Source organism: uncultured Sphingomonas sp. (assembly GCF_937871615.1).
In the GTDB taxonomy this organism is placed as follows: Bacteria; Pseudomonadota; Alphaproteobacteria; order Sphingomonadales; family Sphingomonadaceae; genus Sphingomonas.
In genome coordinates this window covers 148,313-174,639 of sequence record NZ_CALMPA010000045.1, presented here as the reverse complement: position 1 = coordinate 174,639, position 26,327 = coordinate 148,313, and the positions used below count along the sequence as shown (strand labels likewise).

General features: G+C 66.2%; 28 protein-coding genes. 10 read left to right on the top strand and 18 right to left on the bottom strand.

The features are described from left to right. Window positions 1-14: 14 nt before the first annotated feature. From cysS to Q0316_RS12355, 3 genes are all read right to left on the bottom strand, one after another. Window positions 15-1,445, bottom strand: a complete 1,431-nt coding sequence (gene cysS / locus Q0316_RS12365; RefSeq protein WP_298672852.1) for a cysteine--tRNA ligase — start codon at window positions 1,443-1,445, stop codon at window positions 15-17. A 178-nt stretch (window positions 1,446-1,623) separates the two neighbouring features. Next, window positions 1,624-2,916: an ATP-binding protein gene (locus tag Q0316_RS12360; protein WP_298672850.1), complete on the bottom strand. Its 1,293-nt coding sequence runs from the start codon at window positions 2,914-2,916 to the stop codon at window positions 1,624-1,626. Beyond that, window positions 2,900-3,613 (bottom strand): response regulator, encoded by a 714-nt coding sequence (locus Q0316_RS12355; protein WP_298672849.1) that lies wholly within the window; start codon window positions 3,611-3,613, stop codon window positions 2,900-2,902. The genes Q0316_RS12360 and Q0316_RS12355 overlap by 17 nt, the downstream gene beginning before the upstream one ends. 249 nt (window positions 3,614-3,862) lie before the next feature. On the opposite strand from Q0316_RS12355, the gene rpsU reads away from it, so the two are divergent. Continuing rightward, window positions 3,863-4,069, top strand: coding sequence for a 30S ribosomal protein S21 (gene rpsU, locus Q0316_RS12350; RefSeq protein ID WP_007404630.1), 207 nt, complete (start codon window positions 3,863-3,865; stop codon window positions 4,067-4,069). Between the two features lie 99 nt (window positions 4,070-4,168). Beyond that, entirely contained in the window at window positions 4,169-4,732 is a 564-nt protein-coding gene (locus tag Q0316_RS12345; protein WP_298672846.1) for an FKBP-type peptidyl-prolyl cis-trans isomerase, read from the top strand. A 109-nt stretch (window positions 4,733-4,841) separates the two neighbouring features. Here Q0316_RS12345 and Q0316_RS12340 read toward each other — a convergent pair whose 3' ends face one another. The 3 genes from Q0316_RS12340 to wecB all read right to left on the bottom strand — a co-directional run bounded on the left by Q0316_RS12340 (window position 4,842) and on the right by wecB (window position 8,135). Next, window positions 4,842-5,564: a metallophosphoesterase family protein gene (locus Q0316_RS12340; protein ID WP_298672844.1), complete on the bottom strand. Its 723-nt coding sequence runs from the start codon at window positions 5,562-5,564 to the stop codon at window positions 4,842-4,844. A gap of 170 nt (window positions 5,565-5,734) precedes the next feature. Further along, window positions 5,735-7,033, bottom strand: a complete 1,299-nt coding sequence (gene wecC, locus Q0316_RS12335; protein WP_298672842.1) for a UDP-N-acetyl-D-mannosamine dehydrogenase — start codon at window positions 7,031-7,033, stop codon at window positions 5,735-5,737. Next, window positions 7,020-8,135, bottom strand: a complete 1,116-nt coding sequence (wecB, locus tag Q0316_RS12330) for a non-hydrolyzing UDP-N-acetylglucosamine 2-epimerase (RefSeq protein WP_298672839.1) — start codon at window positions 8,133-8,135, stop codon at window positions 7,020-7,022. Before wecB ends, wecC begins: the two co-directional genes overlap by 14 nt. Before the next feature lie 119 nt (window positions 8,136-8,254). Between wecB and galU the strand changes: the two genes are divergently transcribed. Continuing rightward, the gene (gene galU / locus Q0316_RS12325; RefSeq protein WP_298672837.1) at window positions 8,255-9,124 is read left to right on the top strand and encodes a UTP--glucose-1-phosphate uridylyltransferase GalU; all 870 of its coding nucleotides are present in this window, start codon (window positions 8,255-8,257) and stop codon (window positions 9,122-9,124) included. Then, window positions 9,121-10,119, top strand: coding sequence for an SDR family NAD(P)-dependent oxidoreductase (locus Q0316_RS12320; protein ID WP_298672834.1), 999 nt, complete (start codon window positions 9,121-9,123; stop codon window positions 10,117-10,119). Before galU ends, Q0316_RS12320 begins: the two co-directional genes overlap by 4 nt. A 205-nt stretch (window positions 10,120-10,324) precedes the next feature. Here the strand turns inward: Q0316_RS12320 and Q0316_RS12315 are convergent, their stop codons facing one another. The 8 genes from Q0316_RS12315 to Q0316_RS12280 form a co-directional block, all read right to left on the bottom strand. Beyond that, the gene (locus Q0316_RS12315) at window positions 10,325-10,567 is read right to left on the bottom strand and encodes a hypothetical protein (RefSeq protein WP_298672832.1); all 243 of its coding nucleotides are present in this window, start codon (window positions 10,565-10,567) and stop codon (window positions 10,325-10,327) included. A 98-nt stretch (window positions 10,568-10,665) separates the two neighbouring features. Next, complete coding sequence (locus Q0316_RS12310) at window positions 10,666-11,427, bottom strand: molybdopterin-synthase adenylyltransferase MoeB (RefSeq protein ID WP_298672829.1); 762 nt, start codon at window positions 11,425-11,427, stop codon at window positions 10,666-10,668. Next, window positions 11,424-11,828: a hypothetical protein gene (locus Q0316_RS12305; RefSeq protein ID WP_298672827.1), complete on the bottom strand. Its 405-nt coding sequence runs from the start codon at window positions 11,826-11,828 to the stop codon at window positions 11,424-11,426. Before Q0316_RS12305 ends, Q0316_RS12310 begins: the two co-directional genes overlap by 4 nt. Further along, window positions 11,825-12,271 (bottom strand): dUTP diphosphatase, encoded by a 447-nt coding sequence (dut, locus tag Q0316_RS12300; RefSeq protein WP_298672825.1) that lies wholly within the window; start codon window positions 12,269-12,271, stop codon window positions 11,825-11,827. The genes Q0316_RS12305 and dut overlap by 4 nt, the downstream gene beginning before the upstream one ends. 58 nt (window positions 12,272-12,329) lie before the next feature. Further along, window positions 12,330-13,520, bottom strand: a complete 1,191-nt coding sequence (gene coaBC, locus Q0316_RS12295; RefSeq protein ID WP_298672823.1) for a bifunctional phosphopantothenoylcysteine decarboxylase/phosphopantothenate--cysteine ligase CoaBC — start codon at window positions 13,518-13,520, stop codon at window positions 12,330-12,332. 9 nt (window positions 13,521-13,529) lie between these two features. Beyond that, entirely contained in the window at window positions 13,530-14,654 is a 1,125-nt protein-coding gene (locus Q0316_RS12290) for a hypothetical protein (RefSeq protein ID WP_298672822.1), read from the bottom strand. After that, window positions 14,651-16,189, bottom strand: coding sequence for a 2-polyprenylphenol 6-hydroxylase (gene ubiB / locus Q0316_RS12285; RefSeq protein WP_298672821.1), 1,539 nt, complete (start codon window positions 16,187-16,189; stop codon window positions 14,651-14,653). Before ubiB ends, Q0316_RS12290 begins: the two co-directional genes overlap by 4 nt. A 49-nt stretch (window positions 16,190-16,238) precedes the next feature. Then, complete coding sequence (locus Q0316_RS12280; RefSeq protein ID WP_298672819.1) at window positions 16,239-16,970, bottom strand: class I SAM-dependent methyltransferase; 732 nt, start codon at window positions 16,968-16,970, stop codon at window positions 16,239-16,241. A gap of 50 nt (window positions 16,971-17,020) precedes the next feature. Here Q0316_RS12280 and mutM point away from each other — a divergent pair, with 50 nt between their 5' ends. From mutM to dnaA, 3 genes are all read left to right on the top strand, one after another. Further along, the gene (gene mutM / locus Q0316_RS12275; RefSeq protein ID WP_298672818.1) at window positions 17,021-17,836 is read left to right on the top strand and encodes a bifunctional DNA-formamidopyrimidine glycosylase/DNA-(apurinic or apyrimidinic site) lyase; all 816 of its coding nucleotides are present in this window, start codon (window positions 17,021-17,023) and stop codon (window positions 17,834-17,836) included. A 90-nt stretch (window positions 17,837-17,926) separates the two neighbouring features. Next, complete coding sequence (gene rpsT, locus Q0316_RS12270) at window positions 17,927-18,190, top strand: 30S ribosomal protein S20 (protein ID WP_298672817.1); 264 nt, start codon at window positions 17,927-17,929, stop codon at window positions 18,188-18,190. 393 nt (window positions 18,191-18,583) lie between these two features. After that, complete coding sequence (gene dnaA, locus Q0316_RS12265; RefSeq protein ID WP_298673085.1) at window positions 18,584-19,996, top strand: chromosomal replication initiator protein DnaA; 1,413 nt, start codon at window positions 18,584-18,586, stop codon at window positions 19,994-19,996. Window positions 19,997-20,017: 21 nt separating this feature from the next. On the opposite strand, the gene Q0316_RS12260 is transcribed toward dnaA, so the two are convergent. From Q0316_RS12260 to secB, 4 genes are all read right to left on the bottom strand, one after another. Further along, window positions 20,018-20,323, bottom strand: coding sequence for a PspC domain-containing protein (locus Q0316_RS12260; RefSeq protein ID WP_298672815.1), 306 nt, complete (start codon window positions 20,321-20,323; stop codon window positions 20,018-20,020). Between the two features lie 222 nt (window positions 20,324-20,545). Further along, entirely contained in the window at window positions 20,546-21,553 is a 1,008-nt protein-coding gene (trpS, locus tag Q0316_RS12255; RefSeq protein WP_298672813.1) for a tryptophan--tRNA ligase, read from the bottom strand. Between the two features lie 17 nt (window positions 21,554-21,570). Beyond that, window positions 21,571-23,130, bottom strand: a complete 1,560-nt coding sequence (gene murJ, locus Q0316_RS12250) for a murein biosynthesis integral membrane protein MurJ (RefSeq protein WP_298672811.1) — start codon at window positions 23,128-23,130, stop codon at window positions 21,571-21,573. A 25-nt stretch (window positions 23,131-23,155) separates the two neighbouring features. Then, the gene (secB, locus tag Q0316_RS12245) at window positions 23,156-23,668 is read right to left on the bottom strand and encodes a protein-export chaperone SecB (RefSeq protein ID WP_298672809.1); all 513 of its coding nucleotides are present in this window, start codon (window positions 23,666-23,668) and stop codon (window positions 23,156-23,158) included. Window positions 23,669-23,828: 160 nt separating this feature from the next. Here secB and Q0316_RS12240 point away from each other — a divergent pair, with 160 nt between their 5' ends. Genes Q0316_RS12240 through Q0316_RS12230 form a run of 3 tightly spaced genes read left to right on the top strand, consistent with a single transcriptional unit; the run spans window position 23,829 to window position 26,308 of the window. Continuing rightward, a complete protein-coding gene (locus Q0316_RS12240; RefSeq protein WP_298672807.1) occupies window positions 23,829-24,473 on the top strand; it encodes a Tim44/TimA family putative adaptor protein in 645 nt (214 codons plus the stop codon). A gap of 13 nt (window positions 24,474-24,486) precedes the next feature. After that, window positions 24,487-25,752: an MltA domain-containing protein gene (locus tag Q0316_RS12235; RefSeq protein WP_298672805.1), complete on the top strand. Its 1,266-nt coding sequence runs from the start codon at window positions 24,487-24,489 to the stop codon at window positions 25,750-25,752. Beyond that, on the top strand, window positions 25,727-26,308 hold the full coding sequence (locus Q0316_RS12230) for a Smr/MutS family protein (RefSeq protein ID WP_298672803.1): 582 nt from the start codon (window positions 25,727-25,729) through the stop codon (window positions 26,306-26,308). Before Q0316_RS12235 ends, Q0316_RS12230 begins: the two co-directional genes overlap by 26 nt. Window positions 26,309-26,327: the final 19 nt, after the last annotated feature.

Sequence of the window (26,327 nt, the reverse complement as noted above, 5' to 3'; positions counted from 1 at the left end):
GATTGCGCCCCGCGTCAGACGGTCACCCGCCAGTCCCATGCCAGCGCGTCGCCATCCATCACTTCCACCCCGGCTGCGATCAGTTCGTCGCGGATCGCGTCGGAGCGCGCGAAATCCTTTGCCGCGCGCGCCTCACGCCGCTCGGCGAGGCGGGCGGCGATGGCGGGTTCGTCGATCGTCGCGCTCGCCGGGCGAACGCGCAGATCCTCGCGGCGCAGGCGGGAGAGGTCGAGCCCGAGCAGCGCATCGAAATCGGCCAGCGCCAGCAGCCGTTCTTGCGGGGCGATCCTGCGATCGGCGAGCATCGCATCGAGCACCGGCAGCGCCTTGGGCGTATTGAGATCGTCCGACAAGGCCGCGTCGAGCTGCTCGCGATAGCCGTCCGCCGTTTGCGCGGATGGCGCCGCCGGGCGCGCGCGCAGCCCCTCCACCGCCTGCACCAGCCGCTTCAAGCGCACCTGCGCGGCGGCCAGATTCTCCCACGAAAATTCCAGTTCGCTGCGATAATGCGCCTGAAGGCACAGCATCCGATAGGCCAGCGGATGGAATCCGCGATCGACGAGCGCGGCGAGCGTCAGGAACTCGCCCGACGATTTGCTCATCTTGCCCGCGCGCTCGACGAGGAAATTGTTGTGCATCCACATGTTCGCGCCGGTGTCCGCGCAATCGCAATGCGCCTGATTCTGCGCGATCTCGTTGGGATGATGAATCTCGCGATGGTCGATCCCGCCGGTATGGATATCGAACTGGCCCCCGAGATATTTCTTGCTCATCACCGAGCATTCGAGATGCCAGCCCGGCGCGCCGCGCCCCCAGGGCGAATCCCATTCCATCTGGCGGTTCTCGCCCGGCGGGGAGGTGCGCCAGATCGCGAAATCCTGCGGGTGGCGCTTGCCGGAGACGGGATCAATCCGCCCTTCGCCCTCGTCATCGCGCGCGCGCGCGAGACGGCCATATTCCGGCACGGTGGAAACGTCGAAATAAAGCCCGCTCTCAAGTAGATAACAATGCTTCGCCTCGATCGCCTTCGCGAAGTCGATCATCTCGGCGATATGATCGGTGGCGAGCGGAAAGCGCGTCGGATCGCCGATATTGAGATCACGCAGATTCTGCTTGAACGCCTGCGTATAATGCGCGGCGATCGCCCAGATATCCTGCCCGGATTTCTTCGCCGCCGCCTCCATCTTGTCATCGCCGGCGTCCGCGTCCGATGTCAGGTGGCCGACATCGGTGATGTTGATGATATGGGTGAGGGCATAGCCTTTCCAGCGCAGCGCGCGCGCCAGCGTGTCGGTGAAGACATAGGCGCGCAGATTGCCGACATGGGCGTAATTGTAAACGGTCGGCCCGCACGAATAGACGCCCACCTGCGGCGCGGCGATCGGCGCGAACGCCTCAAGATTGCGGGTGAGGCTGTTGTACAGGGAGAGGGGGGCGCCATGCATGGCGGCACTCCTAGCGGGCAATCAAAGCCCCCGCCAGCCGGGAGTCTGGCGGGGGCGGGCGTGGCGCGAGCGCCATGCCGTTCGTGGTGGCGGAAACCGCCGGAAGCTGTCGCCGGCTTATTCGGGCGGCGATATCACCGGCATATTTCAGTGGACCGTCGAAATGTTTCAGCGCGTTTCAGCGCGCGAGCGGCAGCGTTACGGTCGCGATCGCGCCGCCGCATTCGCGATTGGCGAGCGAGACATGGCCCTCGTGCCGGATGACGATCGCGCGGGCGATCGCCAGCCCCAATCCGGTGCCGCCGGTCGCCCGGTTGCGGGATGGATCGCCGCGCACGAACGGATCGAACAGTCGCTCGGCCTGCGCGGGATCTATGCCGGGGCCGTCATCCTCGATGTGGATGGTCGCCGCCGCATCCGCCACCGCCCAGTTCAGCCGCGCGGTGCCGCCATAGCGAATCGCGTTGCCGATCAGGTTCGCGAACACCCGGCGCAGCGCGCGCGGATCGCCGCGCACCACCGCGCGCGGCCCCGGCGAAAGCGAGACTGCCGCGCCGCCGATGCTCATATCCTCCACCACGCTGTCCAGCAGGCTGCCCAGTTCGACGAGGGTTGCGTCGCGCTCCCCGGCTTCATCGCGCGCGAAGCCCAATGTATCGGAGATCATCGCGCGCATTTCGTCGATATCGGCGGATGCGCGATCGCGCGCAGTGTCCGGCAGTTGCTCTATCCAGAAGGCGAGGCGCGACAGCGGCGTGCCCATGTCATGCGCGATCGCCGCCAGCATCGCGGTGCGCTGTTCGGCGTGGTGCGCGAGGCGATCGTGCATGTCGGCGACGGCGGTGGTCAACGCGCGTACCTCCGCCGGGCCGCCCGCGGGAAACACTGGCGGCGCGGCGCCCGCGCGGGCCTGATCGGCGGCATTGGCGAGGCGGCGGAGCGGCCCGGAGATGACGCGCGCGATCCACCATGCCGGAATCGACAGCAACAGCACCGTGATCGACATCGCCACCAATGTGCGGCTGTGCCAGTTGCTGAAGCGCGGGCCGGGCCGCCCTTCCACGATCCGCCAGCCGCCAGGCGTGCGCCAGCCAAAGGCGAAGCCGCCGACGAACGCGCTGGGGATGCCGCGCGGCGTGCGCACGATCAGCGCCACGACATCCTCCTGCGGCACGTGCAGCGCGTGGGAGAGGCGCCGGGCGGCATCCGCGTCCAGATGCTGCGGCCCCATCGGGATCGGCGCGCGATCGGCGGTGTAGATGCGCAGCGGCAGGCCGGGATCACCCGGCTGGCGCCCGGTACGCAGGGCGAAAGCGATGCTGGCGATGCCGCGCGGCGGATCCTTCGGCGGCGGCCCGTTGAAGGTGACCGCGAACAGCACCACCGCCGTCAGCATCACCGCGCCGAGCACCAGGACGACGATGGGCGCGGCGATCGAGCGCACCCGGCGGCGCTCAGCGAGGCTCGACATCGACCGTGAACATATAGCCTTCGTTGCGCACGGTGCGGATCAGTTCGTCGTCGTCATCGCGCGAGAGCTTGCGCCGCAGCCGGCTGATCTGCACGTCGATCGCGCGATCGAAATGTTCCGCGTTCACCCCGCGCGAGAGATCGAGCAATTGATCCCGCGTCAGCACGCGCCGGGGATGTTCGACGAAGGCGAGCAACAGGCGGAATTCGCCATCCGAAAGGTTTATGACGACATCTTCCGGGTCGATCAATTGCCGCCCTACCGGATCGAGTCGCCAGCCGGCGAAGCGCAGGTGCGCGCGCTCGCCGGGCACCGTCCGCGCGCCGCCCTGATTGCGGCGCAGCACCGATCGGATGCGCGCGAGCAGTTCGCGCGGGTTGGCGGGCTTCGCGACATAATCGTCGGCGCCCATTTCCAGCCCGACGATCCGGTCGATCTCCTCGCCGATCACCGACAGGATGATTACCGCCGGCGAGTCGTTGCGATCGAGCGAGCGCAGGATGGAAAGGCCGTCCTCGCCCGGCATCATCACGTCGAGCACGATCAACGCATAGCCTTTGGCGGCGAGCAGCCGGCGCATTTCCGTGCCGTCCGCGGCGGTGTCGACGACATAGCCATGCGAAGTCAGAAACCCGGCGACAAGCTCGCGGATGCCGGGATCGTCGTCAACGATCAGCAGGCGGGTTTCCAGATCCATCTCGGCGGCGGCATTTAGCATGAGCTGACGATTAGGCGAGCCGTGTCTCGCCAAGGTTTCAGCATTGTAATATTCGGGCGATCGCGCGCCGCCGGTGGCGAAGGCGCAACAGGCGGCGGCAATATCCCGCCGTTCAACTTGCCTTCGTGGCGCCGCGCTGATAGTGGGCCACCGTTCACGGCGCGAACCATGTTCGACGCCGGCTTGGCTATTTGGCGTATGCCAACGAATTCGGAGAAGTGCGGGTTTATGCAAATCATCGTTCGCGACAATAACGTCGATCAGGCGCTGCGGGCGCTCAAGAAGAAGCTGCAGCGTGAGGGCGTCTATCGCGAGATGAAGCTGCGCCGGCATTATGAAAAGCCGTCGGAAAAGCGCGCGCGTGAGCGTGCCGCCGCCGTCCGTCGCGCGCGCAAGCTGGAGCGCAAGCGCGCTGAGCGCGACGGCGCACGGTAAGTTGATTTCGGCGCCGTCCGTTATCGGCTCGGCGCTGATTTTTCCGAATCGCGACGGGGGCGTGCCCGGCACGGCCCCGCTTCATGCCTGAGGGTTTTCATGTCGACCGTCACCGCCGTCCCGATTCCGCCCGTCAAGCGCAGCTATGTGGTGTGGCTGGTGCTCGGCATCGTCGCCGCGCTGGTCGCGGCGACCGCGCTTGCTTTCCAGGGGGATGACTTCCTGGCACGCAATGCACGCCAGAAGGGCGTCGAGACCACCGCGTCGGGCCTGCAATATCAGGTGCTGACGCCGGGCACCGGCGCCAAGCCGACCGACACGGATGTCGTGCTGGTGAATTACGAGGGGAAGCTGCTCAACGGCACCACCTTCGACAAGTCACAGCAGCCGACGCCGTTTCCGGTGACGGGCGTTGTGCCGGGCTTCAGCGAAGGGCTGAAGCTGATGTCGAAGGGCGCCAAATATCGCTTCTGGATCAAGCCGTCGCTCGGTTATGGCGACAAGGCGACCGGCCCGATCCCCGCCAATTCGGTGCTGGTGTTCGATGTCGACCTGATTGATTTCCTGCCCGAGGCGGTGCTGCGCCAGATGCAGATGCAGCAGCAGATGGGCGGCGCGCCGGGCGCTCCTCCGCCTCCGCAGGGCGGTGAAGCGCATCAGTAAGCGCCAGTCCTGATTGTTTTCGCCAAGGGGAGGTTCGCGTAGCGCGGGCCTCCCCTTCGTCATTTGGTGAACCGTGCGATCCGATGCGACTCGCGAGTGCCTTGCGAAATCAATGTGCGGCGATGGCCACGCGCGATTCGAGTGTCCGTTGCTCCTGCCCTTCGAGCACCAGCGCGGTGAGCCTGCCGCTGGCAAAAGCGCCGGTATCTATTCCGATCCGGTTGTGGCGGAATTCCGGCGCCTCGCTGATCGTGTGGCCGTGGACCACCATGCCGTCGAAGCTGCCGTCGTGGGACAGGAATTCGCGGCGGATCCAGCGCAGATCCGAATCCTTCTGCTCCTCGAACGGCACGCCAGGACGCATTCCCGCATGGACGAAGCGATAATCGCCCAGCGCCACGCCCCGGCTGAACGAATCGAGGAAGGCGAGATGCTCGGCGGGCACGAGCCGCGCGATCAATTCGGCGAGTTGCGCGAAATCGCACGCATCATATTCGTCCGGGTCGGCGCCGTAGCTTAGCATGGTTTCGCGGCCGCCCGCGCGGTGGAACACCGATAGCGCACTGCGATCGCCCTTGGCGGCGTGGAGCAGCAATTCCTCGTGATTGCCCTTGATGAAATCGCATCGCCGGCTCGATGCGGCAAGCGCGATGGCGCGATCCACCACGCCGCGCGATTCCGGGCCGCGATCAATCAGATCGCCCAGGAAGATCAACCGCGCCTCGCCGGCAAAATCCGTGCTGTCCCGCTCGATCGCGTCGAGCAGTTCGTTCAGGCAATCGAGCCGCCCATGGATATCCCCGATCGCATAGACACGAACCCCGGCCGGCAAGCGTGGCGGCTCCGGGGCGGGGGAGGGACTGGCTTTACGAAAAAGGCGAAGAACCATGGGGATACTGCGATAGGGATGATCGCCGCTATACGCCGCTCGCGCCAAGGCTCAAGCCGATCCGGCAGGCGCCAACGTCGTTCGATCGCGTTTATGCGGCGCGGCGTGCCCCGTCAGGCGGCGCGGCGTTGCTGGCCCGGCGCGAATTGCGCGAGGTTCATGTCGCCCCAGATGCCGCGCGTATCCAGCACATGCTTGCCCGCGCGCTCCTCGATCGGCACCGAGCGGAAGATGTCATGATCGACCAGCACGATCATGATCGGGCAATCCGCGATCGCGCTGTCGATATCCACCAGCCGCGCGCCCGCCTTCGCGAGCGGGGCGGGCAGGCTGTTCGCATAAGGCTCCACCACCGCGATGCGCGATCCGAAGCGCGCGGCGAGCGCCTCTGTCACCTTCAGCGCCGGGCTCTCGCGGAAATCGTCGATATTGGGTTTGAAGGCGAGGCCAAGGCAGGCGACCGGCATCCCCGGCACCGCGTCCAGCAATTCGGTGGCGCGGGCGATCACCCAATCGGTCTTGCCGTCATTCACTTCGCGCGCGGTGCGGATCAGCGGCGTGTTCTCAGGGTCGGCATGGACGAGAAACCACGGATCGACCGCGATACAATGCCCGCCAACGCCGGGGCCGGGCTGGAGGATATTGACGCGCGGATGCCGGTTCGCGAGGCGGATCACCTCCCACACGTCCACACCCATCTTCTCCGCGACGATGCTCAGTTCGTTGGCGAAGGCGATATTCACGTCGCGGAAGGCGTTTTCGGTGAGTTTGGTCATCTCCGCCGCGCGCGCGTTGGTGGTGACGCAGGCGCCGCGCACGAAGCGGCGGTAAAAGGCCAGCGCCTTGCGCGCGCAACGCGGGGTTATCCCGCCGATCACGCGATCATTGTCGATCAGTTCGACCAGTATGCGGCCGGGCAGCACGCGTTCCGGGCAATAAGCGATGGCGATATCGGCTGCCTCCGCCGACATGCCGGGCACTTTCAGATCGGGGCGGAGCCGGGCCAGCAGATCGCGGACCTGCTCCGTCGTTCCGACCGGCGAGGTCGATTCGAGAATCACCGTGTCGCCCGCCTTCAACACGCCGGCGATATTGGTCGCCGCTTTCAGCACATAGGCGATATCGGGCGCGTGATTGGCCGCGAACGGGGTGGGGACGGCGATGACGAACACGTCGGCAGGCTCGATTTTCAGTGAAGCACGCAGGTTTCCGCGCGCCACCACGCCGGAAACCAGCCCGTCGAGATCGACCTCCTCGATATGTACATGGCCGGAATTGACCGTCTCGACGACAGAGCGATCCACGTCGATCCCGATCACCTTGGCGCCAGTCCGCGCGATCACCGCCGCTGTCGGCAGGCCGATATAGCCAAGCCCGAGAACGGCGACCTTCAGCTCGTTATCCGGCACCATCTGCAATCACCCCTGCAATCCGCATTGCCGCATGGCCGTCGCCGAACGGATTGTGGGCGCGCGCCATCGCGGAATAGGCGGCGTTGTCGTTGATAAGGGTGAAAACTTCGGAAACGATGCGATCGCGATCGGTTCCCACCAGCCGCGCGGTGCCGGCGGCCACGCCTTCGGGCCGTTCGGTGGTATCGCGCATCACCAGCACCGGCTTGCCGAGTGCCGGCGCTTCCTCCTGCACCCCGCCCGAATCGCTGAGCGCGATGTGGCACAGCCCCAGCGCGCGGATGAAATGCGGATAATCGAGCGGCTCGATCCGCGCGATATTGGGGCGCTCCCCAAGGATCGTGTTCATCACCGCGCCGACATTGGGGTTCGGATGCATCGGAAACAGCACCGCCACATCCTCACGCGCGGTGATATCGGCGATGGCATGGGCGATATTCTCCATGCCCCCGCCGAAATTCTCGCGGCGATGTGTGGTGACCAGGACGATCTTCTTCCCCGCGAAACGCGCGGCGATATCGTCCAGCCCGCCCGCAAGCGCGGGATCATCCGCGATTCGCGCGCTCGTCCAGTGCAGCGCGTCGATCACGGTGTTGCCGGTGACGTGAACCCCGGTGCGGATGTTCTCGCGCGCCAGTGCCTCGGCGGCGATTTCAGTCGGCGCGAAATGCAGATCGGCGATCGGCGCGACGATACGGCGATTCACTTCTTCCGGCCATGGCTGGTAGATATCGCCCGAGCGCAGCCCCGCCTCGACATGCGCCACCGGAATCTTGCGGTAATAAGCCGCGAGCGCGCCGGCCATCGCGGTTGCGGTGTCCCCCTGCACGATCACGCGGTCGGGCTGCTCGCGGTCCATCGCCTCGCCAAGCCCGGTCAGCAGCCGCGCGGTCAGCCGGTCGAGCGTTTGCCCCGGCTCCATCAGGTTCAGGTCGATATCGGGTGCCAGGCCGGCGATCGCCATCACCTGATCGAGCAGGCCGCGATGTTGCGCGGTGACGCATATGCGCGGGACGACGCCGGGTATCTTCGCCAGCGCACGGACAACCGGAAACAGTTTGATCGCTTCGGGGCGCGTGCCGAATATGAGCAGAATCTTCATGGGCATCTGTTAATGCGCGATGCCTTAAGGACGGGCTAAGCATCGCCCGATCATCGAAGCGAATTGTTTCGCCGCCGATCGGCGGATAAGGGCCGCGGTGCCGCAACAGGGACGAGTGAATGACGATCAAGCCACTCCGCAAGGCTGTTTTTCCAGTTGCCGGGCTCGGCACGCGCTTCCTTCCGGCGACCAAGGCGATGCCGAAGGAGATGCTCACGGTCGTCGACAAGCCGCTGATCCAATATGCCGTGGAAGAAGCGATCGAGGCGGGGATCGAGCAGATCATCTTCGTCACCGGGCGCGGCAAATCCGCGCTCGAGGATCATTTCGACATTTCCTATGAGCTGGAGGCGACGCTCAAGGATCGCGGCAAATCGCTCGCCGCGATCGAGGGCATCCGTCAGAAACCCGGCTCGCCGGTCTATATCCGCCAGCAGGAGCCGCTGGGGCTGGGCCATGCCGTGTGGTGCGCGCGCGAGATCGTCGGCGATGAGCCGTTCGCGGTGCTGCTGCCCGACGAACTGATGGTGGGAAAGCCCGGCCTGCTCGCGCAGATGGTGGAGGTTTATCAGCGGACCGGCGGCAATGTGGTCGGCGCGCTCGATATCCCGCCTGAACAGACGGACAAATATGGCATCATCTCCCCCGGCGCGCGCGACGGACGCATCGTGGAGGTGACGGCGCTTGTGGAAAAGCCGGCGATCGGCACCGCGCCTTCCAATCTGATGATTCCCGGCCGTTATATCCTCCAACCGGAGGTGATGCGGATTCTGGATAATCCGGTGAAAGGGGCAGGGGGCGAAATCCAGCTTACCGATGCGATGGCCCAGTTGATCGGCAAGCAGCCGTTCAACAGCGTGATGTTCGATGGCCAGCGTTATGATTGCGGCGACAAGGCCGGATATATCCAGGCCAATCTGGCGCTGGCGCTGGCGCGCGCGGATATCGGGCCGCTCGTCCGCGATTTCGCCAGGAAGCTCGTCGCGTGACGATTCTGGTTACGGGAATCGCCGGATTCATCGGCCACGCCGTTGCCGCGGCGCTGGCAACGCGCGGTGAGCGGGTGGTGGGGATCGACAATCTCAACGATTATTACGATCCGGCGCTGAAGCGTGCGCGGCTCGCCGATCTCGCCGGGCGTTTCGGCGGGGCGATCGAATTCGTCGAAGGCGATATCGCCGATGCGGACGCGCTCGATGCAGCCGTGGCGGCACGCGGCGTCGATCGTATCGTCCATCTCGCGGCGCAGGCTGGCGTGCGTTACTCGCTCGAAAACCCGCGTGCCTATGTCCGCTCAAATCTGGCCGGGCATGTCAATGTGCTGGAACTCGCGCGCGGGCTTCGCGTCCGGCATCTCGTCTATGCCTCGTCCTCGTCCGTTTATGGCGGGAACCGCGATCTGCCGTTCAGTGTCGAGGATCGGGTCGATCACCCGGTATCGCTTTATGCCGCGACGAAAAGATCGAATGAACTGTTGAGCGAAAGCTACGCGCACCTGTTTCGCATTCCGCAGACTGGGTTGCGCTTCTTCACGGTTTACGGGCCGTGGGGCCGCCCGGATATGGCGCCATGGTTGTTCACCTCTGCGATACTTGAAGGGCGACCGATCAAGGTTTTCAACAATGGCGCGATGCGGCGTGATTTCACCTATATCGACGATATCGTCGCGGGTGTTCTCGCCGCGCTGGATCGCCCGCCAGCCGACGATCGCGCGATCAAGCCGGGGGGAAGCAGCACACCCCATGCGCTCTACAATCTCGGCAACAGCGCGGCGGAGGAATTGTCGCGCTTCATCGCGGCGATAGAGGCGGCATGTGGGCGCGCGGCGATACGTGAGATGTATCCGATGCAGCCAGGGGACGTTTCGGCGACCTATGCCGATATCACCGCTTCGGCGCGCGATCTCGGCTTCAATCCGGCCACGCCGATGGAGCAGGGGATTCGTCGGTTCGTCGACTGGTATCGCGCGCAATACGGCGGGTAGCGCCGCGCGGCACATCCGGCCCACCTTCGTGGCGATGCTGAACGCGGTTGGTCGTTTCTGACGAAAGGCGCCCGGACTCAAAATGACCGGCCTCGCTGAGAAAGCGAGCGCCGGTCATTTTTGTTGTTCGTCGCCCGCATTCGTTTGCCGCGGGCAAAAAAATAGCGACCCGAAGGCCGCTATTTCTTTCGAATTCTCGAAGGAATTACTTGCTGCTCGAGTTGCTGCCCGAATCAGCGATCACGACGATGCCGGCGATGACGGCAGCAGCCGCGAGAACGGCGATCAGAACGCCGCCGCCAGCAGCCTTGTCCTTCGACGCGGTCGAGGTCGCAACGCGCGACTGGCCGACCGAGAGGCTCGACGCCGGGTTGGCCGAAGCCGCAACGGCCGGTGCAACGGCGAGCGAGGCAGCAGCAGCAGCAGCAATATACTTGGCAAGACGCATGGTAGACTCCCTTTACGATCCGACGGCTTGTTTGCATCAACCTCGGGCGTTTGCAAGCCCCTAACGCCCGTTCCTTAACAAAGTTCTGCTGCAACGCGTCACGAAGTTGCAATTGTGCAACGACAGGCCGGGTCTTTCTGAAGTCGAACCGTGCGGAAACGAAAGCAAAGCAGATCGGCGATCAGCAATTGTCCGGCAGAATCGGTGCCGAAGCCAGTGATCGCGCGAATCGCTTCGAGTGCGGCGAGGCTGCCGATCATGCCGACCATCGGGCCGAGCACCCCGTCTTCGGCGCAGGACACGCCCCCCTCGCGCGAGGGCGCGTCGCCGACTAGGCAGCGGTAGCAGGGCTTGTCGCCTTCCCAGCCGCGATAAACCGCCACTTGCCCATCAAACTGCCCCACGGCGGCTGAAACAAGCGGGATGCGCGCGGCAAAAGCGGTATCGGCGACCGTCAGGCGCGTCGCGAAGCTGTCGCTGCCGTCGATCACCACTTCGGCGTCCGCTAGCAATTCCGCCGCATTGCGATCGTCGAGTCGCATGGGGCGCTGGTCGATCACGACATGTGGGTTGATCGCGGCTGCGGCGCGGGCGGCGGCGGCTGTTTTCGGCATCCCGATGTCCGCGGTGCGAAAGATCGTCTGTCGTTGCAGATTCGATGCCTCGACGCGATCATCGTCGATCAGGATCAGCCGCCCGACGCCGGCGGCGGCGAGATACTGGATCGCAGGTGAGCCGATTCCGCCCGCGCCGACCAGCGCGACCGAGGCGCGTTTTAGCCGCAATTGCCCCGCGCCGCCGATCTCGTGCAGCACGATGTGGCGCGCGTATCGCGCCAGTTCGTCGCGATCGAGCGTCATTCCTTCCATGAGAAATCCAGGCCCGCGCGATACCAGGTCTCGCTTTCGGGCGGCGCGACGTTCGCACGCGCCATCCGCGAAACGATACCGGCTGAATATTGCTCCACCGTCGGGCAGCCGATCGCGTGCGGGATGATCCGCTTGATCTCGCCGGTGTGATCCACCAGCAACGCGAGATCGAGGTGGAGCCTGAAGCCCTCGGCGGCAGGTTGCGCGGCGTTGCAGCGGCCAGCCGCCACTTCGTCATGCACGAAACGGGAAATTTCCGGCGCCATCGCGCTGTGCCGGATCAGCGGCAGGTCGGGCAGCTTGCTCCATGGCATGGGCGGCGTATCGCCGGCTGGAGCTTGCGCCGGGGCCGCCGCCTGAAACGCGAGAAACAGGGCGGCCAGCGCGATCACCGCCCGGTCGATCCGAACCCGCCGCCGCCGCGCGCGGTGTCGTCAAGCGACGCGACCTCCGCCAGAGTGGCCCGCGTGACGGGGGCGGGAACCAGTTGCGCGATTCGCTGGCCGCGCGTCACGTCGAACGCGGTGTCGCCGAGATTGGCGAGAATCACCTTCACCTCGCCGCGATAGTCGCTGTCGATCGTGCCGGGGGTGTTGAGGCACGTAACGCCATGGTTGAGCGCGAGGCCGGAGCGCGGGCGCACCTGCACCTCATACCCTTCAGGGATGGCGATCGCGAAGCCGGTCGCCACCGCGTGGCGCGCGCCCGCTGCGATCGTCACGTCCTCCGCCGAAACCACGTCCATGCCCGCCGCGCCGGCGGTGGCATAGCCGGGGAGGGGAAGGCCGGCGCCGTGCGGCAGGCGTTTCAGCTCGATTGAGATCGGATTGGTCATCGGGCCTCCATATAATCTTTTGGCGGCGGCCCGCCATCGGCGCGCGTGCCCGGCCCGCTCAATCCAGCGCCTGTGCGATGCGTGTCGCCAGCCGATCCGCCACCTCGTCCTTGGGCAGTCGCTCCCAGCTTTCCACGCCGTTGCCGGTGACGATATGGATCGTATTCGCATCGCCGCCCATCACGTCGCCCGATACGTCGTTGGCGACAATCCAGTCGGCGCCCTTGCGCGCGCGCTTGGCGGTCGCGTGCTCGATCACCCGCTCGGTTTCCGCGGCGAAGCCGATGAGCAGGCGCGGGCGGCGCGAACCTTGCGCCAGCGTGGCGAGGATATCGGGGTTTTCGGCGAGGTGCAGGGTGGGCGTGCCGCCACCGGCCTTCTTGATCTTCTGCCCCGCGACGTCTTCCGCGCGCCAATCCGCCACCGCGGCCACCATCACGGCGGCATCGGCGGGCAAGGCGTGATCGACAGCCGCCGCCATCTCGCGCGCGGTTTCCACATCGACGCGCTCCACGCCACGCGGCGTGGGCAAGGCGACGGGGCCGGCGATCAGCGTCACGCGCGCGCCGAGCCGCGCGAGCGCGCCCGCGATGGCGAAGCCCTGTTTGCCCGAACTGCGATTGGCGATGTAGCGCACCGGATCAATCGGCTCATAGGTCGGCCCGGCAGTGACCAGAACATGTCGTCCGGCCAGCAGCGGGATTTGCCGTGCGGTGCCACCTAGCCGCGCCTCGATCTCCTGCGCGATCGCCGCCGGCTCGGGCAGGCGACCGGGGCCGAACTCGCCACACGCCATCGCGCCTTCGTCGGGCGCCATCACGGCCACGCCGTCGGCGCGAAGCTGGGCGACGTTGCGGCGGGTCGCGGCGTGCTGCCACATACGCACGTTCATCGCCGGGGCGACGAGCACGGGCTTGTCGGTCGCGAGCAACAAAGTGGTGGCGAGATCGTCGGCGATGCCCGCGGCCATGCGCGCCAGCAGATCGGCGGTGGCGGGCGCGACGACGATCAGATCGGCCTCGCGGCTGAGCTGGATATGGCCCATTTCCGCCTCGTTCTTCAGATCCCACAGCGTCGTATAGACCTTGTCCTCGGACAGGGCGGCCAGCGTCATCGGGGTGACGAAGTGGCTGCCGCCTTCGGTCAGCACGCAACGGACGCCATGGCCGGCCTTGCGCAAGAGGCGGACCAGTTCACACGCCTTGTAGGCCGCGATGCCGCCGCCGACGATCAGCAGGACGCGCTTCATCATCTTCCCCTATCGAACCACTCTCGTCACCGTGATGCGCCGCGCATCCAGCGCGCGCGCGAACAGATCGCGCAACCCGTCGGGTACGAAGGCGAGGCCAGGCAGGATCAGCGGCGCGACCAGCAGGCCCCAATAAAAGGTGTCCTCGCGCCCGAAGCAACCGATCAGCACCGCATAGCCGATAAGCGTCACGATGACGCGCAGCGCGAACGGATCACGACAGGCGGACCAGCCGAACAGCGCCAGCGCCACCAGCGGCGCGGCGATCACCAGCGGCGCCAGGCTGAGCGCGGTCGAAAGCGCCATCGTCTTCACGAAGAAGCCAAAGCCGAGCATTCCGGCCCAGCCCGGTGACACCGGATCGAACGGGCGCACCACCGCGGACACCGCGTGCGCATGAAATGCCACCGCCACCGCCAGCACGAGGGTGGCGACAAACCAGCCGAGCGCCTCGCGCTTCTCCCGTTCCAGCAACGCGAGCAGGAACATCAGCCCGACATAGAGCGCGGCGGTTTCGCGGATCAGCATCGCGGCCAGCGCGATCGCGACGGATTCGATCCAGCGCCCCGGTCGCCGCGCGGCGAGGCTGAGCGCGATCAGCAGCCCGGCCCAGACTTCATGAAAAGCGGCGAGATCGGCCTGCACGAACGCCGCCATGCTGCCGCCGAGCAGGATCATCGCGATTATTCGCGGCGGCTGCCGGGTGAAGACACCGCGCAGCCGAACATACCAGGCGGCGATCACCGTCGCGGCAAGAGCATAGAGCAGCAGTACGATGAGCCGGGGCGGGATATGCGCCTCGACCATCGCCAGTGTCGGCAGGCGGAAGGTGAAGAACGGGCGCAGCGGATAATTGCCGACGCGCAGCGCCTGTGCGGTCACCAGATAATAGTCGCCGCCATGCCGCACCGCGTCGATGATGGATTCATAGAGCAATATGTCGGCGCGATCGTCGCTGCTTGGCACCGCGCGATCCACAAGGGGTGGGCCGGCGGACGAGAGCGCGGTGAGGGACAGGCAGAGGAACAGTCCAAGCAGCGCCAGCGCGATCCAGGCGCGCCGTTGCGGCCAGCCGGCGAATCGTGACCCTTGCGCAAGCCACAGCGGCGCGCGCGTGCGGCCTGCGCCCGTCACCAGTGAAGCGCCGCCAGCGCCGCGCCCGCGCCAGCCAGTGCCGCCAGCGCCGCGACCACGGCATAGCGCCAGCCGCCGCCGATCCGCACCACCTCGATCTCGCGCAGCGGCGGCGCGGGGGGGGCGCCGCCGGGGGCGGGGAAGCGCTCCTCGATCCGGCGGACCAGCTCGGGCAGGCGGGCGAGGGTGCGGAAATCGGTAATCAGCCGATCGGCGATTGCCGCCTCCGGCCCCAATTCGGTGCGGATCCATTCCTCCACCACCGGGCCGGCGGTGTCCCACATGTTGATATCGGGATCGAGGCTGGTCGCCACGCCCTCCACCATCACCATCGTTTTTTGCAGCAGCAGCAGATGCGGCTGGGTGGCCATGTCGAAATCGCGGGTGATCGAGAACAGGCTGTCGAGCATCATCCCGATCGACATGTCCTTCACCGGCAGCCCGCGCATCGGCTCGCCCACGGCGCGCAGCGCGGTGGCGAATTCGTCGACATTGTGATGCGGCGGGACATAACCCGCCTCGAAATGGATTTCGGCGACGCGGCGGTAGTTGCCGGTAATCAGCCCGTAGAGGATTTCCGCGAGCCACACGCGCGCGCGCCGGTCGATCCGGCCCATGATGCCGAAATCAATCGCGACGATGCGGTTGCCGGGAATCGCGAACAGATTCCCCTGATGCATGTCGGCATGGAAAAAGCCCTCCGCGATCGCCTGCCGCAGGAACGCGTGGACCAGCGTGCGCGCCAGCGCGGGAAGGTCATAACCCTGTTCGATCAGCGCGGCGCGATCGGAAAGCTTGATGCCGTCGATCCACTCGATCGTCAGCACCTTGCCGGTGGTGCGCTGCCAGTCGACCACGGGGACGAGATAGTCCGGCTCGGCCGCCATCGCGTCGCCAAGCTCGGAGGCGGAGGCAGCTTCGCGCCGCAGATCTAGTTCGCGCGCCGTCCAGCGTTTGAATGTCTCGATGACGAGGCGCGGCTGGAGCCGGGCAAGCTCGCCGCCGATCGGCTCCACCTGCGCGGCGGCCCATTCATAGGTTTCGATCGCCCGCGCGAATTCGTCTTCCACGCCGGGGCGCAGCACCTTGATCGCGACGTGCCGGCCATCGGTGGTCACCGCGCGATGGACCTGCGCGATCGAGGCCGCGCCGACCGGCTCCTCGTCGATGCTGGCGAACAGATGCTCGATCGGCCGCCCGAAACTGGCGAGCAATTGCGGGCGAATCTCCGCGAACGGCACCGGGGGCAACGCGTCCTGAAGCCGCAGCAGATCGTGGGCCGCCGCCTCGCCGACCAGATCAGGGCGGGTGGCGAGCGTCTGGCCGAGCTTGATCGCCGCCGGGCCGATCGCCTGAAACGCATCGGCGTAACGCGGCACTTCCGGCGTGCGCGCGCCGAAGCGGGCGAGGCGCAGGATGCGGCGCAGGCGCGGCGGCGTGTTCGCGTCGCGCTCGATCCCGCGTAGCGCGCCGTGCCGCGCGAGGATACGGCCCCATTTGAGGAGCCGCCAGCTATGGACGACGGGATGGGTCATACGGAATGGAGCCCCGCCGGCGCGGGGGTGCGACCATGCTGGGGCATGTTCACGTCTTCCAGCCGCTGTGAATGGCGACCAGCCCGCCGAGCAGCGGCTCCACCTTCGTCTGGGTGAAGCCGGCGGCGCGGATCATCCCCTCGAACGCGGGCATATCCGGAAAGCGGCGGATCGATTCGATCAGGTAACGATAACTGTCGCGGTCGTGCGCCAGCAGTTCGCCGATGCGCGGCACCAGATGATGCGAATAGCTGTCGTAGATTTCCTTGAATCCCGGCCATTGCGTGGTGGAGAATTCAAGGCAGAAAAAGCGCCCGCCACGCCGCAGCACGCGATGCGCCTCGCGGAGCGCCGCCGGAATATCGGTGACGTTCCGGATGCCGAAGGCGATAGTGTATGCGTCGAAGAAGCGATCGGGGAAAGTCAGCGTTTCGGCGTTCGCCTCGGTCCAGACGAGGCCGTCGATGCCGCGCTCCTGCGCGCGCTTCATGCCGACTTCCAGCATCGCCGGATTGATATCGGCCACCGTCACGCTCGCACCCGATCGTTCCAGCCGGAAGGCGATGTCTCCGGTGCCGCCGGCCATGTCGAGAATCTGCTCGCCCGCGCGCGGCTTCACGCGGCGCACGAAGCGATCCTTCCACAGCCGGTGCATACCGGCGGACATGGCATCGTTCATTATATCGTAGCGGCTGGCGACGCTGGTGAAGACGCCGCCGACGCGGGCGGTCTTGTCCTCGCGGGCGACTTCCTCATAGCCGAAGGAGACGGTTTCGCTCATGGAATGCAGCCCTAGCGGGGGCGGTGGCGTCGGGCTAGAGGGAGCGACAAATGCCAGAGCTTCCCGAGGTAGAAACCACCGTGCGCGGCCTCGCGCCGGTGCTGGAGGGCGCGGTGATCGCCTCGATCGAGGCGCGCCGCCCCGATTTGCGCCGCCCGTTCCCGGAGGATCTGCGCCAGCGGATGACCGGCGCGCGCGTGATCGCGCTCGGGCGGCGGGCCAAATACGGGCTGATCGACACCGATCGCGGCGATACGATGATCTTCCATCTCGGCATGTCGGGGAAATGGCGGGTCGATCCGGGGGAGTTGCTCCCGCACGACCATCTGCTGATCGAAACGGATGGCGGACGCAGCATCGCGCTCAACGATCCGCGCCGATTCGGCTTGGTCGATTTGTGGCGCAGTGATGCGCTCACCGCGTTTCCCGCCTTCGCCGCGCTGGGGCCGGAGCCATTGGGGCCTGAATTGACCGGGGCGTATCTCTATCGCGCGCTCGCGGGGCGGCGCGCGTCGATCAAGCTGATGCTGCTCGATCAGCGGATCGTCGCCGGGCTGGGCAATATCTATGTGTGCGAAGCGCTGCACCTTGCGCATATCTCGCCGAAGCGAGCGGCGGGCGAATTATCGCGCGTGAAGCTCGATCGGCTGGTGGAGGCGATTCGCGCGGTGCTGCTCTCCGCGATCGAAGCGGGCGGATCGAGCCTGCGCGATTATGCGCGGCCCGATGGCGAACTGGGCTATTTCTCCAAGCAATTCGCGGTTTATGGCCGCGAGGGGCTGGCGTGCGCGTGCGGCGGCGTGGTGGAACGATATGCCGAAGGCGGGCGCTCCACCTTCTGGTGCCCGGCGTGCCAGCGTGGTTGACCAGGAGGGCGCCGCGCGTTAAGGGGCGCGCTTCCAGGGCGATGGGAAATCCGGCGCCCTTTTTTCATCGACTAGATTTCGAGGACGTCAATGGCGAACACGCCGCAAGCGAAGAAGCGCATCCGTCGCAACCAGCGCCGGGCCGAAGTCAACGGTAACCGCGTGGGCCGTATCCGCACCTTCGTGAAGCGCGTCGAAGCCGCGCTCGCAGCCGGCGACAAGGCAACCGCCGTTGTGGCGCTGGCCGAAGCGCAGCCGGAAATGGCGCGTGGCGTCGCGCGTGGCGTGCTTCACCGCAATACCGCCAGCCGCAAGTTCTCGCGCCTGACCAAGCGGGTCGCCGCGCTGGGCTGATCGCCTTAACGCCGCGTTAGACAAAAAAGCCCGCCGGGGTTGCCCGGCGGGCTTTTTGTCGTCCGCGGCGGTTGTAACCAAAGAGTCATGGATTCCCCGCGATTCGCGCGTTGGTCGACTCTCCGCGTTTTAGAATATGTTATATATTACAGTGCTTTGTAAGATTTTTGACGGATTTGCGCGCTCCGCGCCGAGTCAACCGTGTTTATTTCGGAATTGTATCGAGTAGCGCTCTTGATCGACTCACGCGCTTGTTCCTAAACCTTGCTCCGTCGCGATGACGATCGTTTCGCGCACGATGTAACAGCGTCGTATTCCGTACCGTAGTGGGGACCACTTCGGGGGGCTTTATACTGGTGGTAGGCAAACGGTTGCGACTCCCGTGTCGTGACCATGGGAGACTTGTGCGTGGTATCCAGCGGTCGATCTTTTGAGCAGGTGAGTGAGGTGGCGCGTGCCTGGGCACGTGTGCGCAACAACCTGCGCGAATCGGCTGGCGCGCGCCTGTTCGAACAATGGCTGAAGCCGATGGACCTGGTCGAAACCGGGGATGCCGAGGCGATCCGGCTCGCGCTGCCTTCGGCCTTCATGACCAATTGGGTCCGCAACCATTATGCGGATCGGCTGCTGCACGAATTCCGCGCTGTGCTGCCCGCCGTGCGCACCGTGGCGATCGAGACGGCGCGCGCAACCGCCGCGCCCGAAGTGATCGCGCTGGCGCCAGCCGTGGCGGTGGAGCAGGCGCCCGCCGCCACGCCCGCGCCGCTCCCGGTCGCCGCCGATCGGCCGACGCTCGATCCGCGCCTCACCTTCGATCGCTTCGTTGTCGATTCGTCGAACAAGGTCGCGTTCAATGCCGCGCGTGCGCTCGCCGCGCCGGGGCCGGTGCGCTTCAGCCCGTTGTTCCTTCATGCCGGCACGGGGCAGGGCAAGACCCATCTGATGCACGCCATCGCGCATGAATTCCTTGCCGCCGAACCCGGCGCACGCGTGATGTTCATGTCCGCCGAACGCTTCATGTTCGAGTTCGTCTCGGCGCTGCGTGCGCGCGACACCTTCGCGTTCAAGGCGCGGTTGCGTGGCTGCGATCTGCTGCTGATCGACGATCTTCAGTTCATCGCGGGCAAGGATTCGACGCAGGAGGAATTCTTCCACACCGTCAACGAGATCATGGCGGCGGGCAAGCGGCTGGTGATTTCCGCCGATCGCTGCCCGCAGGCGCTCGACGGGATCGAATCGCGCATCGTCGGCCGCATGGCGATCGGGCTGGTCGCCGACATCAAGGCGCCGTCGCTTGAGCTGCGTCGTGCGATCCTCGACCGCAAGCTGGCGGATCTGCCCGACGCGCGGGTGCCGCGCGAGGTGCTGGATATGCTCGCCGGGCGTATCCGCAGCAACATTCGCGAACTGGAAGGCGCGCTCAACCGTGTCGTCGCTTATGCGCAACTGACCGGGGACGCGATCGACCTCGATTTCGCGATCGGCGTGCTGGGCGAGGTGCTGCGCGGCGGCCAGCGCCGCGTGACGATCGACGAGATCCAGAAGGCGGTCTCGACGCATTTCGAGCTGAAGCCGATCGACCTGGTTTCCGCGCGCCGCGCGCGGGCGGTGGCGCGGCCACGCCAGATCGCGATGTATCTTGCCAAGCGCCTCACCACGCGTTCATTGCCGGAAATCGGCCGGAAATTCGGTGGGCGCGATCATTCGACGGTGATCCATGCGGTTCGGCGGATCGAGGAATTGCGCGATAGCGATCATGATATCGACGGCGCCGTCCGCGTCTTGATGCATCAACTCGAAAGCTGACGCACCGGGCGGGCGGGGGCCTCAGGCCGCCCGTGACAGCGGCGGGGCGGGCGCGTTATTCTGTTCAGTGGCGGGCGCGTAAGTCGTGGCGGAATTTACCTCAGAGACCGGCGCGCGGCCCGGCTCGGGCGCGAGCATCCGGCTGAGCAGCACGATCACACCCATCGCGGCGTAAGCGAAGGCGACGCCCTCGATGCTCCACACCAGCCCGATCGCCAGCGCGACGCGCAGGATATTCGGATGAAATCCGAAATCATCGCCAAGGCGACGGCAGACCCCGAAAATCTCGGCCTTCTGGGGGGCGGGGGCGGCATGATCGGCGGACATTTACTGGCTCCATCGGCTGGCGGAGCGAGGCTCCACACGATGCCGGTTGCTAAGCAGGAGCCGTGCCAATCCTTTATCATGCTGAAATATAGATAAATTATTCAGGCGCGGTCGGGGCGGGGCATATCCATTCGCTGATACGGCGCCAATAGTTGGTGATTTTCGCCATCATCGTGGGGTTCGCCGCCCGCGTGCGAGATCGGGCGGGCGGCGATCAACCGTTCAGGCGAGCAACCCCATCGCCTCCTGTGTGGCGCGCAACATCGGCTCGGCCAGCGCCCGCGCCTTCGCCGCCCCGCGCGCCAGGATCGCGTCGATCGCCGCGCGGTCGTCCAGCAGGCGCACCATTTCATCGCGGATCGGGCCAAGTTTGGCGACCGCAAGATCGGCGAGCGCGGGCTTGAACTGACCGAAGCCCTGGCCGGCGAATTCCGCGATCACATCGCCGGGCGTGCGATCCGCCAGCGCGGCGAAGATGGTGACGAGGTTGCGCGCCTCAGGCCGCCCGTCCAGCGCCTCCCACGAATCCGGCAGCGCGTCCGGATCGGTCTTGGCCTTGCGGAACTTGTCGGCGATCACGTCATCCGTGTCGATCAGCTTCACCACCGATTGCACCGACGGATTGGATTTGGACATTTTCGCGGAGGCATCGCGCAGGCTCATGATGCGCGGCGCTTCCTTGCTCACCAGCGGCTCGGGCAGGGTGAACAGATCGCGCTTGTAATCGAGGTTGAACTTGGTGGCGATGTCACGCGCCAGCTCCAGATGCTGCTTCTGATCCTCGCCGACCGGCACGTGCGTCGCGTTATAGAGCAGCACGTCCGCCGCCATCAGCACCGGATAATCATAGAGGCCGACGGAGGCACCCTCGCGGTTCTTTCCCGCCTTGTCCTTGAACTGGGTCATTCGGTTGAGCCAGCCGACCCGCGCGACATTGTTGAGCAGCCACGCCAACTCGCTATGCGCGGGCACCCGCGTCTGGTTGAATAGGATCGAGCGTTCCGGGTCGATCCCGGCGGCGACCAGCGTGGCGGTCATCTCGATCGTATTGGCGGTGAGGTCAGCCGGGGCGATCCACTCGGTCAGGCCGTGGAGATCGGCGATGAAATACATCGTCTCCCCGCCCTGGGCCTGAATCTCGTTCTGCATCACCACCCACTGCTTCACCGCGCCGAGATAATTGCCGAGGTGGAGATTGCCGGTGGGCTTGATGCCGGAAACGACGCGCATGATTTCCCTTGTCTGATTTATCGACGGACCAACCTTCGCGCATCGGCGAGCCGGAACGCGCCGAACAGGAAGGTCGCGGCGGCGTAAACCAAGCCGCCAACCGCTACCAGCACGAACATCGCGCCCCACCGCTCCAGGCTTGGCCCGGTGGTATAGGGGCGGAACAGATCGTTGGCGAAATACATCACCACGCCCATCAGCAGCGCCGCCGAGGCCAGCCGCCATGCGCGACGGCGCAATTGCGTGTCGGGGATGAAATGCCCGCGCCGCCGAAGCTCACGCCACAACATCCAGACGTTGACGGTGGAGGCGAGCGCGGTGGCGAGCGGCGGCCCCATATGCCCCAGCGGCAGGATGAAGGCGAGGTTGAGGACGAGGTTCACCGCGATCGAGATGGTCGCGAAACGCACCGGCGTTTTCGTATCCTGCCGCGCGTAATAGCCCGGCGTCAGCACCTTAACGAGGATGTAGCTCGGCAGCCCGATCGAAAAGGCCGCGAGCGATTGCGCGGTGGCGACGGTATCGGCGGGGGTGAACTTGCCGTGCTGGAACAATGCCGCGACGATCGGCTCGCCACAGATGATGAGCGCGATCGTGGCGGGAAGCGTGAAGAACAGCGCCAGCTCCATGCCGCGGTTCTGCGTCTCCATCGCCGCCGCCGCCTCGCCGCGCCCAAGCTGGGATGAGATGGTGGGGAGCAGCACGGTGCCCAGCCCGATGCCGATCAGGCCGAGCGGAAGCTGGTTCAGCCGGTCCGCGAAATAGATATAGCTCACCGATCCGGCGGATAGCAGGCTGGCGGCGAGCGCGGTGGAGATGACGAGGTTGATCTGCACCGCGCCGGCCCCAGCGGCGGCGGGCCAGATCAGCGAAAGCAGCTTCTTCACATCGGGGTTGAGCGTCGGGCGGCGGATGCGCAGGTGCACGCCCGCGCGCCGGCACGCCCAGATCAGCCACAGCAATTGCAACGCGCCCGATACCGTCACCGCGATCGCCTGATTGCGCGCGGTGAACAGCGGCTCGTGGCTGTGGAAGAACAGAAGCGCGACGATCAGCGTGAGGTTGAGCAGGATCGGCGCGGCGGCGGCCACCCAGAAGCGATGCAGCGAATTGAGGATGCCGCCGAGCAGCGAAACAAGGCTGATGAGCAACAGATAGGGAAAGGTGATCCGCGCAAGCTGCACCGCGAAGGTGAATTGCGCGTCATTCGCTTCATGGAATCCGCCCGAGAGCAGCCATGTCACCGGCCAGGCGGCAAGCTCCATCAGCACGGTCATGCCGATCAGCACCGGGAGCAACACCGACAGCGCGTTCTCCGCGAAGCTCACCCCGTCTTTCAGGCCGCCCCCGTCCGGGTCCGCGACCTTGCGGTTGAACATCGGGATGAACGCGGCGGAAAAGGCGCCTTCCGCGAACAATGCGCGGAACATGTTGGGCAGCCGGAACGCGATCAGGAAGGCATCGGAGGCGAAGCCCGCACCGACGAAGCGCGCGAACAGCGAATCGCGCACCAGGCCCAGCACACGGCTGGCCAGCGTGAGTCCGCCGACCGAGCCGAGCGCGCGGGTGAGATTCATGATCGCCGCCGACGCGGGGATTGCGTCAGGCGTTGCCGATGTTGCCGGCGGCTTCCTGCTGCGCGCGGGCTTCGGCCTGCTGGTGATAAAGGCCGTTGAAATCGACCGGCTCGAGCAGCAGCGGCGGGAAGCCGCCATCGCGGACGGCATCGGCCACCACACGGCGCGCGAACGGGAAAAGCAGGCGCGGGCCTTCGCCGAGCAGGAACGGCTGCACCGCTTCCACCGGCACATTGCGCAGCCCGAACAGGCCAGCATAGGAAAGCTCGACGATGAAGGCGACAGTGCCGGCGCTCTCGGCGCGAATCTCGACCTTCAGGACAACCTCATGGACTTCATCGGCGACCTGATTCGAGCCGATGTCGAACTGCACGTTGATATCCGGCGCCTGCGGATTCTGATAGATCGCCGGGGCGTTCGGGTTCTCGAACGACAGATCCTTCACATATTGCGAAAGCAGGCCCACTTGCGGCAGCGTATCGGCGCCATTGGGCAGCGGTTCGCCGCCGGTGGTCACGCCATTGTCCTGTTCGGCCATCTCGTATCGTTCCCCAGAAAAAAGCTGTTAAGGGCACGTCAGGCGCCCCGAAAACCGTGAACGCGCGCCTAGCAGCAGCATCTTGACGTTTCAACGCCGCGAAAAATTGAATCGCGGGAGCTTCACGCCTATGTTGTGCGTTCAGGGTATCGGAGGCCGAGTGTTCTATATAGTCCTTCTAGCGATGGTTGCCGGGTTCTTGGCATTGCGTCTCTATTCGGTGCTCGGAAAGCGTACCGGGCATGAGCAGCCGTTGCCCAAGCCGGCGGACGATCGCGTTCCCGCGGCCTCGCTCCCCCGTGCGATTGATGTGACGCCCGAAGTACGCGAGGCGACGGTTCGCCCGATCGAGGGCGCGGCGGAAAATGGCCTGCGCGCGATCGTCTCGGGCGAGCCGGGTTTCGATGTCGCGCGGTTCCTTGAAGGATCGCAGGCGGCGTATCGCATGATCCTCGAAGCGTTCTGGCGCGGTGATGAGCGGGCGCTGGGCGATCTGGTCGAGCCGGATGTCGCGCGGGCGTTCGTTGATTCGATCGCAGCGCGCAATGCGGCGGGCGAGGTGCTGGAGAACCGGCTGGTTTCGATCGAGCGGGCAACGATCGTCGGCGCCGCGCTCGATGGCCGCGAGGCGCGCATCACCGTGCGCTTCGATGCCGATATCGCCGCGGTAACCCGCGATGCCGAGGGGCATGTGATCGCCGGATCGACCAGCGACGCGGTAGAAACGCATGATGTGTGGACCTTCGCGCGGACGCTCAAGAGCAGCGATCCGAACTGGAAGCTCGCCGATACCGACGAAGCCTGAAGGGGAATAACGCATGATCCGTCGGGGGGGACTGGCGCTCGTCGGCGCTTTTGCCTTGTCCGCGTGCGTGGGCGGCGTCGCGCCGCCACCGCGACCGGGCGGCGCCCAGCCACCGCGCGGCGGCGAGGCGCCGGTTCGTCAGCCGACTCCCGCAACGCCATTGCCCCCCGTCGCACAGGCCACGCTTCCCGGTGCGAATAGCGCCGCGACAGCGGGGTTGGCGCGCGGGCCGGATATCGCCACCTTGCCGATCACGCGGGATGGCGCCGCGCGTGCGCTCTCCGCGTTCAAGCTCAGTTGCCCGTCGCTCGTCCGCCGTGCGGACTCATCCGGGCTGACCAGCGGCGCTGACTGGCAGCCGGCCTGTTCGGCCGCCGCCGCGACCGCGCCGGGCGATGCGCAGGCGTTCTTCACGCGCTGGTTCGAAACGGTGCAGGTCGGTGACGGGCGCGCCTTTGCCACGGGCTATTACATTCCCGAGATCGCCGGTTCGCCGAATTATCGCGACGGCTATGCCCCGATCTATGCGCGGCCGGACGATCTGGTCGATGTCGATCTTGGGCTGTTTTCCGCCGATCTGAAGGGCAAGTCGATCCGGGGCCGGGTCGATGGCACCAAATTCGTGCCTTATTACGATCGCGCCGCGATCGAGCAGGGCGCGCTGCGCGGCAAGGCGCGGGTGCTGGGCTATGCCGTCGATCCGGTCGAATTCTTCTTCCTGCAAGTGCAGGGTTCGGGGCTGGTGCGGATGCCGGATGGCGATGTGCTGCGCATTGGATATGATTCGCAGAACGGGCGCGATTACACCGGCATCGGATCGCTGATGCGGCAGCGCGGGTTGCTCGGGCCGAATCAGCTTTCGATGCAGGGCATGGTGACGTGGCTGCGCGCCAATCCGGAGCAGGGCCGCGCGATCATGCGCGAAAACAAGAGCTTCGTTTTCTTCCGTGTGCTCGATGGCCCCCCGGTCGGCGCGCTTGGGCTGGCGGTGACGGGTGGCGCGACGGTCGCCGCCGATCCGCGCTTTATCCCGCTCGGCGCGCCGGTCTTCCTGTCGATGGACCGCACCGACGCCACGGGGCTGTGGGTGGCGCAGGATACGGGCGGCGCGATCAAGGGCGCCAATCGGTTCGATACCTTCTGGGGCGCGGGCGATGAGGCGCGGGCGATCGCGGGCGGGATGAGCGCGCGCGGCACCGCCTTCCTGCTGCTGCCGGTCGGCACGCTCGATCGCGTGCGGGGAGGGGCGCCCAGTGGCAGGTCGGCGGCTAGACGCTGAGGAGGCGGCGCTGTGGGCGCGGCTGAAGGCCAGCGTCCGCCCGCTCCACCGGGGGACGCGCAAGCCAGTCGCGGTGCCGATCGCGCCGCCTGAACCGGCCAGGCGCGGCGCGACGCCACCACCACCACCGCCGTCGCCGCCGCCTCGTCCGGCGAAGCAGGCGCGCCAGCTTGTGACCGCCGCCGCGTTGCCGCCGGCAACCCCCGCAACACTCGACGGCAGTTGGGATCGCAAGATCGCGCGTGGCGCGCTTCAGCCGGATGCGACGCTCGATCTCCACGGCCATACGCTGCGTTCGGCGCACGCTATGCTCGATGCCGGGCTGGAACGCTCGCTGGCGCGCGGCGATCGCGTGTTGCTGCTGGTAACCGGCAAGCCGCCGCGCCCGGAAAGCGAGCGGCCCCACGCGCGCGGCGCGATCCGCGCCGCCATTGCGGACTGGATCGCCGCCTCCCGCCACGCGCCGTTTATCGCCGCGCTGCGCAATGCCCACCCGCGCCACGGCGGGAATGGCGCAATCTACGTGGTGTTCCGCCGAACCCGACCGAAACATTAACCTTTATGTGCGAGCAGTA

Bases quoted from the DNA above. Each gene is read 5' to 3' on its own strand.
- cysS (WP_298672852.1), bottom strand. From the start codon at position 1,445: ATGCATGGCGCCCCCCTCTCCCTGTACAACAGCCTCACCCGCAATCTT.
- Q0316_RS12360 (WP_298672850.1), bottom strand. From the start codon at position 2,916: ATGTCGAGCCTCGCTGAGCGCCGCCGGGTGCGCTCGATCGCCGCGCCC.
- Q0316_RS12355 (WP_298672849.1), bottom strand. From the start codon at position 3,613: ATGGATCTGGAAACCCGCCTGCTGATCGTTGACGACGATCCCGGCATC.
- rpsU (WP_007404630.1), top strand. From the start codon at position 3,863: ATGCAAATCATCGTTCGCGACAATAACGTCGATCAGGCGCTGCGGGCG.
- Q0316_RS12345 (WP_298672846.1), top strand. From the start codon at position 4,169: ATGTCGACCGTCACCGCCGTCCCGATTCCGCCCGTCAAGCGCAGCTAT.
- wecC (WP_298672842.1), bottom strand. From the start codon at position 7,033: ATGGTGCCGGATAACGAGCTGAAGGTCGCCGTTCTCGGGCTTGGCTAT.
- wecB (WP_298672839.1), bottom strand. From the start codon at position 8,135: ATGAAGATTCTGCTCATATTCGGCACGCGCCCCGAAGCGATCAAACTG.
- galU (WP_298672837.1), top strand. From the start codon at position 8,255: ATGACGATCAAGCCACTCCGCAAGGCTGTTTTTCCAGTTGCCGGGCTC.
- Q0316_RS12315 (WP_298672832.1), bottom strand. From the start codon at position 10,567: ATGCGTCTTGCCAAGTATATTGCTGCTGCTGCTGCTGCCTCGCTCGCC.
- Q0316_RS12310 (WP_298672829.1), bottom strand. From the start codon at position 11,427: ATGACGCTCGATCGCGACGAACTGGCGCGATACGCGCGCCACATCGTG.
- dut (WP_298672825.1), bottom strand. From the start codon at position 12,271: ATGACCAATCCGATCTCAATCGAGCTGAAACGCCTGCCGCACGGCGCC.
- coaBC (WP_298672823.1), bottom strand. From the start codon at position 13,520: ATGAAGCGCGTCCTGCTGATCGTCGGCGGCGGCATCGCGGCCTACAAG.
- ubiB (WP_298672821.1), bottom strand. From the start codon at position 16,189: ATGACCCATCCCGTCGTCCATAGCTGGCGGCTCCTCAAATGGGGCCGT.
- Q0316_RS12280 (WP_298672819.1), bottom strand. From the start codon at position 16,970: ATGAGCGAAACCGTCTCCTTCGGCTATGAGGAAGTCGCCCGCGAGGAC.
- mutM (WP_298672818.1), top strand. From the start codon at position 17,021: ATGCCAGAGCTTCCCGAGGTAGAAACCACCGTGCGCGGCCTCGCGCCG.
- rpsT (WP_298672817.1), top strand. From the start codon at position 17,927: ATGGCGAACACGCCGCAAGCGAAGAAGCGCATCCGTCGCAACCAGCGC.
- dnaA (WP_298673085.1), top strand. From the start codon at position 18,584: ATGGGAGACTTGTGCGTGGTATCCAGCGGTCGATCTTTTGAGCAGGTG.
- Q0316_RS12260 (WP_298672815.1), bottom strand. From the start codon at position 20,323: ATGTCCGCCGATCATGCCGCCCCCGCCCCCCAGAAGGCCGAGATTTTC.
- trpS (WP_298672813.1), bottom strand. From the start codon at position 21,553: ATGCGCGTCGTTTCCGGCATCAAGCCCACCGGCAATCTCCACCTCGGC.
- murJ (WP_298672811.1), bottom strand. From the start codon at position 23,130: ATGAATCTCACCCGCGCGCTCGGCTCGGTCGGCGGACTCACGCTGGCC.
- secB (WP_298672809.1), bottom strand. From the start codon at position 23,668: ATGGCCGAACAGGACAATGGCGTGACCACCGGCGGCGAACCGCTGCCC.
- Q0316_RS12235 (WP_298672805.1), top strand. From the start codon at position 24,487: ATGATCCGTCGGGGGGGACTGGCGCTCGTCGGCGCTTTTGCCTTGTCC.